The organism is Hyphomicrobiales bacterium, assembly GCA_039973685.1.
Classification (GTDB): domain Bacteria; phylum Pseudomonadota; class Alphaproteobacteria; order Rhizobiales; family JACESI01; genus JACESI01.
The window spans coordinates 25,486-36,366 of the sequence record JBDWKL010000001.1; the positions used below are offsets into that span (position 1 = coordinate 25,486).

At 47.5% G+C, this 10,881-nt stretch carries 9 protein-coding genes; 2 read left to right on the forward strand and 7 right to left on the reverse strand.

The window, feature by feature from the left end; genetic code table 11:
* Positions 1 to 29 precede the first annotated feature (29 nt).
* Both ABJO30_00115 and ABJO30_00120 read right to left on the reverse strand, forming a co-directional pair.
* Complete coding sequence (locus ABJO30_00115) at positions 30 to 365, reverse strand: cytochrome c (protein ID MEP3231211.1); 336 nt, start codon at positions 363 to 365, stop codon at positions 30 to 32.
* Between the two features lie 65 nt (positions 366 to 430).
* Positions 431 to 1,675 (reverse strand): PQQ-dependent sugar dehydrogenase, encoded by a 1,245-nt coding sequence (locus ABJO30_00120; protein ID MEP3231212.1) that lies wholly within the window; start codon positions 1,673 to 1,675, stop codon positions 431 to 433.
* Between the two features lie 225 nt (positions 1,676 to 1,900).
* On the opposite strand from ABJO30_00120, the gene ABJO30_00125 reads away from it, so the two are divergent.
* Positions 1,901 to 3,292 carry an amidase family protein gene (locus ABJO30_00125; GenBank protein MEP3231213.1) on the forward strand — a complete coding sequence of 464 codons (1,392 nt, stop codon included), beginning with the start codon at positions 1,901 to 1,903 and terminating at the stop codon, positions 3,290 to 3,292.
* A 27-nt stretch (positions 3,293 to 3,319) separates the two neighbouring features.
* On the opposite strand, the gene ABJO30_00130 is transcribed toward ABJO30_00125, so the two are convergent.
* Positions 3,320 to 3,901: an SMC-Scp complex subunit ScpB gene (locus ABJO30_00130; protein ID MEP3231214.1), complete on the reverse strand. Its 582-nt coding sequence runs from the start codon at positions 3,899 to 3,901 to the stop codon at positions 3,320 to 3,322.
* The gene (locus tag ABJO30_00135) at positions 3,901 to 4,875 is read right to left on the reverse strand and encodes a DUF1403 family protein (GenBank protein MEP3231215.1); all 975 of its coding nucleotides are present in this window, start codon (positions 4,873 to 4,875) and stop codon (positions 3,901 to 3,903) included. The genes ABJO30_00130 and ABJO30_00135 overlap by 1 nt, the downstream gene beginning before the upstream one ends.
* Positions 4,876 to 4,999: 124 nt before the next feature.
* Between ABJO30_00135 and ABJO30_00140 the strand changes: the two genes are divergently transcribed.
* Positions 5,000 to 6,109 (forward strand): site-specific integrase, encoded by a 1,110-nt coding sequence (locus tag ABJO30_00140; protein ID MEP3231216.1) that lies wholly within the window; start codon positions 5,000 to 5,002, stop codon positions 6,107 to 6,109.
* 187 nt (positions 6,110 to 6,296) lie between these two features.
* Here the strand turns inward: ABJO30_00140 and repC are convergent, their stop codons facing one another.
* The 3 genes from repC to repA form a co-directional block, all read right to left on the reverse strand.
* On the reverse strand, positions 6,297 to 7,580 hold the full coding sequence (gene repC, locus ABJO30_00145) for a plasmid replication protein RepC (GenBank protein MEP3231217.1): 1,284 nt from the start codon (positions 7,578 to 7,580) through the stop codon (positions 6,297 to 6,299).
* A 228-nt stretch (positions 7,581 to 7,808) separates the two neighbouring features.
* Entirely contained in the window at positions 7,809 to 8,807 is a 999-nt protein-coding gene (repB, locus tag ABJO30_00150) for a plasmid partitioning protein RepB (protein ID MEP3231218.1), read from the reverse strand.
* Between the two features lie 115 nt (positions 8,808 to 8,922).
* On the reverse strand, positions 8,923 to 10,134 hold the full coding sequence (gene repA / locus ABJO30_00155; GenBank protein MEP3231219.1) for a plasmid partitioning protein RepA: 1,212 nt from the start codon (positions 10,132 to 10,134) through the stop codon (positions 8,923 to 8,925).
* Positions 10,135 to 10,881 lie beyond the last annotated feature (747 nt).

Sequence of the window (10,881 nt, forward strand, 5' to 3'; positions counted from 1 at the left end):
GGTGCAATCGAAATTGACCGCTTCTTGTATCATTCCCCCAAATCAGGAAGTTCTACGGTAACCTTCATGGCTGCGTACCATGCAGATAAGTTTTTGATGTCGTCGTCTTTTAGACCCTTTGCAATAATCGACATTTGCCTGTGCTCGCGCTCGCCTCCTCGAAAAGCAAACAGTTGTTTCTCGATATAAACAGCACTTTCGCCCGCAAGATTGGGCGCTTCTGGGTTTGTTGCGATGCCATTTTTGCCGTGGCAAACATTGCACATTCTCGCTTTCTTTTTGCCCAGTTTGATATCGCTGGCAAATGCTGCATTGGTGAATGCAAAAGCTGCAAGGCAAAGACTAACGATTATAAATCGCATCATTTTATCTCCTTTAAATCAAAACAGAATGCACCGCCTAAAACAGGCGATGCATCCATATTGTGATTTTATTGATCGTATGAAATTCGATAAATTGCGCCAGCAAGATCGTCAGAGATCAATATTGAGCCGTCACGTAACTGTGCGACATCAACGGGGCGGCCAAGATATTCTTCGTTTTCATCTTTCCAGCCATCAGCAAACACCACGGTTTCGCCAACGCTACCATCGTCATTGACGCTGGTGAACATGATACGAGCACCCACGGGATCTGTGCGGTTCCAAGAGCCATGCTGAGCTGAGAATATGCCGCCCTTATATTTTTTAGGGAACATCTTGCCACTATAAAATGCCATGCCAAGATCTGCGGCGTGAGCATCTGTTTCGACAACAGGATGAACGATGCCTTCTGGTGGTGTTGCGTCTTTATATTCGTTGGTTCTAACCAAGCCGCCGCCATACCATGGGTGGCCAAAATTTTGTCCAGCTTCCGTTTGGCGATTAATTTCTCCTGGCGGGATTCCATCTCCCATGCCGTCTACCTGATTATCTGTCCACCATAACTCGCCATTATTGGGATTGAAATCCATACCCACAGAGTTGCGAACGCCGTAGGTATAAACCTCACGACCCGATCCATCGGTGTTCACGCGGATGATGCCACCAATGCCCTCTTTTTTGTAAAGGTCGAGCTTATCTTCAGGCGCAACATTAAACGGCTGTCCAAGCGATATGTATAACTTGTTATCGGGACCAATATCGCAAACACGAGCGGTGTGGTTGTAGCTTTCTTCTGACGTTGGAATGAGGTCGCCTTGTTTCAAAACATTGAAGGCTGCAACGTCAGGGCTTTCGTAAAAGAACTCTGCTGCTGGGAAAACCAAAACGCGGTTTTGTTCTGCAATGTACAAAAATCCGTCTTTGGAAAAGCACGGTCCATTTGGAATTGTAAAATCAATTGAAGGGGCAAAGTCTTTTACTTCGTCAGCGATGCGATCTTTATTGCGGTCTGTGACGGACCAAACTTTCGTTTTCCGTGTGCCGACAAACGTTACAACACCTTGAGGGCCAACAGCCATATGGCGGGCGTCAGGGACGATTGCATATAGATCGATCTTGAACCCACTAGGCATATTGATGCGCTTCAGTGTATTGCGGATAGCCTCCGCATTCGCACCACCTTGCTCTATGGTTGTGAATTCAGTTGTGCCAGTGGTTTGGAACTTACCGAGTTTTTCTAAATTATCTGAATTTGCCGAAGTGACAGCAAGCATGGCAATGCCAGCGACTGTGCTAGAAAGAATATATTTCATGTTCATGATTTTCTCCTCCAATTTATTCAATGAGCTAATAAATGAGAAGATGATAACACGCTTAAAAAATAGCAGGTAATAGCGGACTACTACATTAGATCAAATTTAAAGTAGATCGAAAACACTGCGTGTAGGATTACAAATTTCGGATAATGTGCATCTTGAGGAGCTTTTTGGAAAGCTCAACAAATGGGCTTGCCTACTTAAATTGGAGACGTTGCCGCTATGACAGATATAAAATCGCTGGGTATTGATGCGTTATCTGACCTTCTGGAGGCGAAGGCAATTTCTCCGTCGGAAATTTTGGATGATGTAATTGATCGCTTAGATGTTCTTGAGCCAGAACTAAACATGTTTGCAGCTTTGGATATTGAAGGCGCACGGGTGTGCGCAAAAGCGGCTGATGAAAGGCAAATGTCTGGCAGCCGACTGTCTAAGTTAGATGGAATTCCAACCTCCATAAAAGACCTAATTGCTCAAAAGGACTTGCCACTGAGGTTTGGCTCTAAAGCAACCAGCTCTCAACCAGCACAAGTTGATGCACCCTCTGTCAAAAGACTTAGAGCAGCAGGCGCTGTTCTATTGGGCAAGTCCACATCCAGTGAATTTGGTTGCAAGGCCGTAGGCGATAGCCCCTTAACAGGCATTACTAGAAATCCATGGGACAAATCTAAAACGCCGGGAGGGTCCAGCTGTGGTGCTGCTGCTATGGTGGGTGCAGGGTTGGTCCCGTATGCATTAGGCACAGATGGAGGCGGGTCAGTTCGCATCCCCGCAGCACTATGTGGTCTTTTTGGCATTAAAGCGCAGTTTGGGCGTGTTCCGGTGTTTCCCGTATCTGCCACGCCAACTTTAGCGCATGTCGGCCCCTTAACCAGATCAGTAAAAGATGCGGCAACTGTTTTATCAATGATTGCAGGCCCCGATTTTCGTGACCCGTTCTCAATCGCTGAAACGGCCCCTGATTATGTTTCTAAATTGGGAGAGAAGCGAAAGCTGAAAATTTGCTGGAGCCCAACCCTCGGTTTCGCGCGACCAGACAAAGAGATAGTGGAGGTGGTTTCCGATGCTGTCCTTCGTTTGCGAGACTTAGGGCATGACGTCGAGCAGGTCGACCACATAATGGATGACCCATGTGATATGTGGACTGCTGAATTTTATGCGGGTGTCGGAAGCAAATTAAGAGGCGTGATCGAAAACTCACCTAATGAGCTTGATCCATCCGTACTGGAAGTTCTCAAGAAGGCTGTGACTCAAGAAATGGATGAATATTATGCTTCCGTGTTTAAGCGGTACGAATTTAGAGAAGTAATGAGAAAATTCTTCAATAGGTATGATGTTCTCATTAGTCCAACTTTGCCTTGTGCCGCCTTCGATGTTGGAAAAGATGTTCCAGATTTCCTATCTGATCGCACAATCGTTTCTTGGGTATTTTACACCTATGCATTTAATCTCACGGGCCAACCTGCGGCATCAGTTCCTGCTGGGCTTACTAAGGATGGATTGCCTGTAGGGATGCAACTGGTTGGAAGAATAAATGACGAAGCAACTATATTGAATTTGAGCGCCGAATTTGAAGAACATAAAGGTGGCTTTGAAACAGCAGCATCAACCTGATTGGAAACGCCCCTATTGCTGTTTCCTTTAAACCTCTAGCTCTGGCAAGTCCCTCAAGCTTTGCAGATCAAACGTCGCCAAAAACTCAGACGTGGTCACAAATGTATGCGGTGCTCCAGGGCGCGGGCTTTTCGGGCCATTGCCAATCAGCTTCTTGTAGCGCAGTCGGTTGAGCAGGTCGCGGTTGATTTCCTTACCAAAGATATCGGCAAGCCCTGCCCTGTCTATGGGTTGATGGTAAGCAACCGCACAAAGCACAGCCAGCTCGTCTTTGGTAAAGTCATCGTGCCGCTCACCACGATCAGCTGCCGCTCGGATTGCCGCCGCGTAGGGGGCACGGGTTTTGAACATCCAGCCGCCAGCCACTGACACAATCTCATACGGCTTGCCTTTTAGCTCAGCCTGAATGTCCTCAATTACCAGCTCTATATTTGCTGACCGCCCAACGACCTTTTGCAGCATGTCGCGCTGAACAACTGAGGTGCTTGCAAAGATGACAGCCTCAATGCGGTTCATCCATTCGCGCCACCGCAGGTCTTCGGGCAGGTCCGCTAACTCAAGATCCAACACCTCAACTTCGGGCTTTTCAAGTTTACCCACTGCCGCCATCACCCTACCCCATAAAGTCGGAACGACGCGCGGCCCGTTAGTTCACGAACCACACCCAATTCGGTCAGGCGTTCACAGAGCCGACGGGCAGAACGCGGTGTCATGGTGGTGCTTGAACCGCGAATGGTCGGTGACAACATGGTTGATGGTAAGACGGCGTCTTCGGAAAGAAACAGACGCACAGCCTCCTGTGATCCTTTCGCCCGCAGCTTTGGTTCTACTGCGCGAAGACGGCCAGCACGGCGCGCCAGATCATGAGTTAATCGCACAGCATCCTGAGCCGCATGCGCAAGCGCTCGGTGGCATGGAACCAGAATATCATCGCCCTTTGACGCGGCACGCAACGCGCCGCCTTTGAGGTGAAGCGCAAACAAGGGAAGCGCACTATCCCATCCAAGAGCTCGCGCCAACGTGACGTCAGCGCAGAGCAAAGCAATTGCCTCTTGGCGCGGGAAAGCTTGGATCATGTTGCTAAGAAGCAATGCAGCTTTAGCCACGGGCGTACCCGCAAAGTCTTCTGCTTGTTCCATCCAGCCTGTAAAATGCTCCTGCATGTCTAAAGGCAACAAGGCACACAAGCGTTCCCGCCATCCCATTTCAAGCGATCGTCTGTGTCGAAACGAGAGGGCAGAGCCAGACCGCCACAGCGCAAGCATATCACCCGCTGGGCCTTTGGCATCGCCTGACGCTGTTAACAGATAAGCATCGCGAATATCCGCTTCACTTTGTGCGCGCCCCTCAAGTTTCAAGCAATTGGCAGCGGCGCGTAGAGACAGTCGGTTTCGCAGCAATTCGACGGGAGCATTGATGTTCGGATCATTGAGAGCAACATGCAGCAATGCAAGAGCTGACCCACTGGCAAAGCTAGCCGTTTCAAGCGTTTCTGGCGCTTTTGGCACAGAACCATCCATGATCCATCGGGGCAAAATGGGTTTTGGTGGTTCGCTCTTTGCTGTATTGGGGGCGTGAATCATACAAGCAGCCTAAATCACAACGGCGCTTTATGCCACATATAAGATATATAACCGCCCTGCTATAAACATCTTTATTATGTCCAATAATCTTGCATTATCGGACGTTTATCGATACTCTTCTGGGATGCCTAACAATCATACCAAAAACAATGAAATATCGAGCGCAGAGGCCATTGCCCCGTCAAACTCTGCTGACGTCGACGAGAGAACTCATTCTCACCAGAACACCATCAGTGTTCCAGACTCTGTAGCCCCCTCCAGTTCGCTAGAGCGGTTAGCGGAAACAGCGCGTGAATACGCTGAGAAAGCCACCGCTGACAACACCAACAAAGCATACAGCAAAGACTGGGCGCACTTTTCAAGCTGGTGCCGCCGACGTGGTGCTGATGCTCTCCGACCAGACCCGCAACTAGTCGGGCTTTACATCACCGAATGCGCCGCCCCGCAAGATGGCTCCCCTGCCCTATCAGTCACCACCATTGAACGACGCCTCTCTGGTCTTTCATGGAACTACCAACAACGTGGGCAAACACTCGATCGCAAAGACCGCCACATTGCAACGGTGCTTGCGGGCATTAAAAGGCAGCACAGCAAGCCACCTGTCCAAAAAGAACCCATTTCGCCAGACGAGCTCATCGAGATGGTGTCACAGCTCTCATTCGGCCTCAGAGACATGCGCGACAGAGCAATCCTGCTAATCGGATACGCTGGCGGCCTCAGACGCTCTGAAATCGTAAACCTCGACGTCAATCGCGACGACACAGAAGACGGCAAGGGCTGGGTCGAAATTGAGGATGGTGGCGCTATCATCATCCAGCGCACAAAAACAGGGTGGAAAGAAGCTGAGATCGCCAGAGGGTCATCAGACCAAACCTGCCCTATTCATGCGTTAGAGCAATGGCTGCATTTCGCCAAGATCGCCCACGGCCCCATCTTCCGTCGTGTGACGCGGGATAATTCAGGCGTTCAAGCAGATCGCCTATCTGACAAGCACATTGCCCGACTGATCAAACGCACCATGCTCAAAGCCGATCTGCGGCCAGATATTCCAGATGCAGAGCGTGCAAAGCTTTTCTCTGGACACTCTTTACGCGCTGGCCTTGCCTCATATGCCGATGTCGATGAGCGCCACATACAAAAACAACTAGGACACGCCTCCCCGCAAATGACACGACGCTATCAAAGGCGCAAAGACCGCTTCAAAGTGAATCTCACAAAAGCAGCAGGACTGTAAACTCCCCTTATCTCACTTCAAAATCAGTGAAACCACATCCAGTTCGTCGCAAAGCCGCTCCTTCTGCATGTTCTGATCCAACCGGATCTCTAGCTTCCCGTGAGGCTCGCTTAATTTAAGTGCCCATATGCGCATTTGGGTGCGACGTCTCATTGGGTTAGTCTATCAATAAAGCCAAGCCTCCATCCTATAAACTATCTAGCATAGCTTTTATCGATAATTTTCCAATCTCGGCGCGTTCCGTTAGCGTCCGCAAATAGCCACCAGGCGATTTTATTTCATCGTAACGTTCTAAAATATACGCTAATACGACAATCGCCGGAATATCGCCCATTTTACGCTTCGCATTTTCCCAAGCGTCGGCGGATATTCCAAGCATCGGTCGAACCAAATGCCCCGCCGCTTTTGCATCTACCCAATTAGAAAGGCCGCTTGGTGCATAAGCCGCAAATTCTGGGCAACATATTTCAAATTTTCTCAGGCTTAATTGATATTCCCTTGGATTAGCTTCAGTTTCAAGTTCGTATTCATCTAATTTATAATCGGAATCCTGCCGCCCGCTCGACTTCAAATTGTCTATACTCTTTTCAAAAATAGATTCTGTTTTTGAATTATGAATATGACGCTCATTAATAACGCCATTGGCGCTCATATTTATATTTTCTATTACTTCGTCATCGATAACTCCTACACCGTCATCTTCCAGATCAAGCTGATCCAACCATAACTCTTCAATTTCAGCCTGGAGTTGGGTAAGGGCGATCTTTTTAGGCTCCAAGCTAATCAGAGGTTCATTTCTCGCTAAACGGCCTGAGAGGGCATCTAAGCGGCCTTCGAAAGCCATCCATTCCTCTCTTGCAGCATTAGCTTTGCCGTCTTCAAAGGCTAAATCTACCAAACGGCGACAATCACGAAGGAAAATCGTAATTTCCGCACGCAGTTTTTGGATCGTACGAAGCTCCGCATTAGCGACTTCTGCGTTGTCAAAAATTTCGGCGGCCATTAATGCAAAGGGCGCGAGGTTAAATCCGAATGCTTGATCTATTCCCCCTGCCCCATTGCGGCGTGCATAACGCTTACCATTTGGACTATCACGGCGAATAATTAAGCCTGCCTTTACAAGAGCGGCCAAATGGCGGCGCAATGTCGCAGGGGCCATGCCACGGGTACGTCTTGAGAGTTCAATGTTAGATGGAAAAACAACAATGTCTTCACGTCCATCCAGTTCAGGTGTTTGATGGAATGAAGCCAAGGCTTCTAAAACGGCTATCGTTCGATCAGAAAGTCCGAAAATCTTGCGCGCGTCAGTGAGCGCTCTCAATAAATCCCATTTATTGACCGCAGCATTTTCATTATCGCCGCCTTGCCCTTTTTCACGTTGGTTATTCAACCAAATTTGCCGCTCTAAAATGACCGCAGAAAATTTTCCGCCGCCAAATGGCGTCGTTATGTTGTTTTGTGAATGAGTCATATCAATCAGGCAAAGAAAATACGCTCTGAGACATTGAAATTGATGTCACAGTCTTGACTTTATTGCACGGAAGTGATTCTTTCATATTGCTACAGATGAAGAGGGCTTCCGAAGATTTCGTGTCATTAGGGGGCCTTTTTCTTTGCGCGTTTCCTTTCTCTTTCGTTGTTGCTTCTGTTTACTCAGTACTCAAAATTCACGCGTTGACATCTGTCAACAATCACGAATTCAATTCTTCTTTTCAAATGCAGTCAAAAGGCTGGGTAACTCCTGTGCCAAATAATCAGCGAATCCATCAGGTGCCGCCTTATTGAGAGTCAGCACCCTGCCCTTTTTCTCTGCAAGCGCGCGACCATCTTTGGTTTTCACAAATGTTGATGGAACTTTATTCTGAGGCTTCGACAATCGATCAACGATCAATTTAAAACGCTCATCAGATACCGCCATTTCAAAGGTAGATTTGGCTATCTCATTATTCGCTTTTTCGATGTTGGATTGTATAGACAAGAGATCACCAAGTGCTAGCCACCGTGGACGCCCTATTTTCGGTGCAGGACCAATGGCGCGAACAAAGCGAATAGGGATAGCCTCCGCAACTTGCAACAATCTGGTCATTTCAGATTTATGCACCCCAAGGGCAGATTGAACGGTTGCACGGTCTATCCCGTGGTCGGCCAGTCCCTTAGCAAAATACGCCCGCTCAATAAAAGACAAGTCGCGGCGATCGCCATTCTCTCTGCCTTGTGCAAGCACTAATTCGTCGTCGGAAAGTTCTCTGACAACAGCATCAACGTTCAGCCTAAGTTCTTGAGCCGCTTTAATGCGCCGATGGCCATAGGCCGCTTGGAAAAGGCCGCCATCCCGTTTGGTTTTATCTGGATGGGGCCTAACCAGTACAGGCACTTGTTGTCCGCCATCTTGAATGCTTTTCTTTAGCTCTTCAAATTGCGGGTCATGAACCGCGCCATCAGATAGCCGATCGCTCACAAGAGCGGGCTCTATCAAAGCTGGATCAAGCGATTGAACGCCCGTTATCACCTCTATCTCGCTTTCTTTCTTCAACCCATCAAGCGATAAACCCATTGCACGGACAGCGCCGGAAGGTCGATGTTTAGGCGAAGTAGATGTAGTTACAGATGCTGGTGAGGGCTTGTTTTGACCTGGTGCAGTTTCACCAATATCAACACCGCTCAATAATTCTTTCAATCTATCGCGACGTTTACTCATTGTTTCACCGCTTTATCAAAAGTACATGTCGCCAGAGTAAAACCTGCAAACTTCCAAATTTCATCAAACGAAATAGTGACAGTGGGGCAGGGTATATTGAGCTTAGAACTATCCATTATGCCCCATCCTTAGTTGTCCGGCCCCATGCTTCATGCATAAGGCTTTCAATCTCATTGTTGACAGCTGTCAACGCTTCCAAGGCACGATCATAAGTGGCGCGGTGGAAATTCTCCCTGCCTACTTCATAAAGTGTTTGTTTCGTGAGGCCTGCATCAGAAATAGCAGTGGACTTCACCATTGGAGCAGTTAGCACCCGGTCGGCAAACTGGGCGCGCAAAAAACCTGAAATTTGGGTTTGTGGCCCATCTTGCGGTTCATAGCGTGTGATCAAATACCGCATAAAGTCAAAATTAAGCGTACCACCGGCAGCACTAACGACACTTAGTAAATCCGCCGTCATAAACAGGAATTGGCTCATAGAAGCCACGTCCAACATTTGAGGGTGCACGGTTACCAAAACAGAAGTTGCGGCACAAAGAGCACCAAGTGTGAGGTAGCCAAGTTGAGGCGGGCAATCAATCACCACCACATCGTAATTTTCTGCGACGTTTGCTAATGCAGTTTGTACGCGAGCAAAAAACATATCGGAAAGAGGCTCACTTTTATCCCGATGAACAAGATGTTGTGGGGTTGTATGTTCAAACTCTTGAAGCTCTAAATTACCGGGAACTAAATCAAGTCCATCAACATATGTCTCACGAATAATCTCACTAAGATCTCTGCGCTGCTCATCGTATCGAATGGCACCATAGAGCGTATCATTTCCAGAAAGATCAATTTCTGGCTGATAGCCAAACAAAGCAGAAAGGGAGGCTTGCGGATCAAGATCCACAGCTAAAGTTCGGTAGCCTTGTAATGCCAGATGTTGGGCGAGGTGGGCGGTCGTTGTGGTTTTTCCAGAGCCACCCTTAAAATTAGTAACAGCGATCACCTGACAGTGTTCGCCACCTTGGCGGTGCTTCACATAACTGCGCTGTTTCACTGACCCTGGTTTTTGCGCATCACCTAAATATGCCCGCAAGGCATTCACATCTTTTAAGGTATAAAGCCTGCGACCACGCGCATCCGTTTCAGGGGAGGGGCCTTCTCCGTTCAAAGCCAGTTGTCGTAAATAACCATCCGAAACACCAATCAATCGCGACGCTTCACCCGATGTAAACGGGCGCAATTTCTTCTTTGATGTGGGAGGAAAAAGGCGCGCACGTAACAGGCTGAGTTGCTCAGAAAGCATTTCAGCATCTCGCGCAATCAATTCATCTGCACCCATACCATACCCTTTTGGCCCAACCAGCCGTTTATTCTTAGCGCTATTCCCAACAATTATGATGGGATTCGCAGATTTTACCAAATGACTGACGTCTATACTCAAAACCGCGCAAAAACAGTCGCTTAACAGAAATAACCACTAGAAGCGGACAATTGACGCGTCAACGCCAAAAGTTCCATTTACGCTAAAATTGGAAGATACGCTACCTCACCGTAATTACCTCAGAAACAGCGAGTCGCGTCAAGCATTTTATAGTTAATGGGAATTAACCAATTAAGAAGAAGGAAACGCATCAAATACCAAGGCTTCCACCATCGACCTACAGAACAATTGATACTGATGTTGAAAACCCTCAATTACTCATACTTAGGCCAACAACCTGCTTAACTCGCCTGTTCGTCACCTTAACGCGCAGGGTGGGTTGGAATTCAGCGCCAGGGATAAAATGTGAAACACTTTGTTTTCATTAATTTAACATTAAATTGACAACATAAAAACCACAATACAAATAAATATACCGTTAACTATTAATAAAATACAAATAGTGACAAGCATCATTTAACCATATTACTACATTACAAATATTTCTATACATATGTAAATAAAATATACGTCTTTTTTTATTAGGTTTGACCTCTGATTGATGGGGAAAATCTATGGATCGCGACGAGATAAACGGCTTTAACTGGCATAAAATAGCAATCGATTATGATAAAATTTCTGACGAATATTCAGGAAACGGCATCA